The 1,028-nt window shown below is 60.6% G+C and carries 2 pseudogenes; both read left to right on the top strand.

Annotated features, from left to right (window positions below):
* Positions 1-627 (top strand): annotated as a pseudogene (locus tag ACP5H1_RS08475) (ABC transporter substrate-binding protein); the annotation flags it as partial.
* A gap of 90 nt (positions 628-717) precedes the next feature.
* Positions 718-1,028, top strand: a pseudogene (locus tag ACP5H1_RS08470) (hypothetical protein); the annotation flags it as partial.

The raw sequence follows: 1,028 nt of genomic DNA, 5'->3' as shown, positions 1-1,028 counted from the left end.
GTGCAGGCCGGGGACACCACGGACTACACTGCAGCCGAGATGTGGGCCGCGGCCCTCCACAACATAGACCCGAACATAAACGCTGTGCCAATGTACCTGCCCCAGGCGGTGATTGAGGCGTACCAGGTTCCAGGGCAGAACGGCCTACCCATATACTACTGGTACTGGAGCGCCGACTACCCAATGGCTGACGACTTCATGAACGGCATGTACCTGGAGAGTGGGGACTACGCCCTGCCCGACGGCTGGAACGCGACCTACCTGGAGAACCTCAGCGCGTACTTCAACCAGTCAAAGGTAAGCTACCCGTGGCTGAGCCCGAGCGTCGAGCCCGAGGTAGGCAAGTGGCTCTGGCAGGAGGCAGCGGAGTACATTAACATGAACAATACCATAGGCGTTGCTAACTACTATGACATAGCTGGCAACTACACGGAAGCATATGAGCTCTACAGGCAGGCCGAGCAGGAGGCGGTGAGCCTCTACATGTACGTCTACACGATATACCAGAATGCGCTGATGGTGGCTAAGCCGTACATGCACGGCTACATGGGCATGATATCGTGGCAGGAGAACCCCATGTGGGGAGGCATTGACGACTACGCGTACTTCTGGTGGGTCAAGGGCTAGCCTTAGCAGTTATATAATCGCCGCACCATTTAAGCGGGCTGTGAAAGCATAAATTCTAAAACATGACTTAAGGGGCCAGGTGACGTGCACTTGTCCCAGCAGGGTCCACAGGACAAGGCCACGCCTCAGGCGGCCCAGAAGCCCGTGACGCAGCCGCAGGCAAAGCCCCAGGCGGCCGCGGCGCCCCAGGCAGCCAAGCCCCCCGCCCAGGCGGCCCAGCAGGCGGCTAAGCCCCAGGCGCCGCAGCCCGTGGTGCTCCCGCCTCCCCCGCCTGTTGACGTCGGAACCGTTGCCGTGGTGGAGCTCCTCGACGCCATAATAAAGCTGAAGAGGAGCGGCCTGCTGGGCATGATCTCCTACCTTGCGGACAAGGCCGAGGACTCGTTCCTCTCGGCCGCCAC

The organism is Acidilobus sp. (genome assembly GCF_049973875.1).
Lineage (GTDB): Archaea > Thermoproteota > Thermoprotei_A > Sulfolobales > Acidilobaceae > Acidilobus.
The sequence above is the reverse complement of the archived record's forward strand: the minus strand, read 5'-3'. Positions and strand labels throughout refer to the sequence as shown.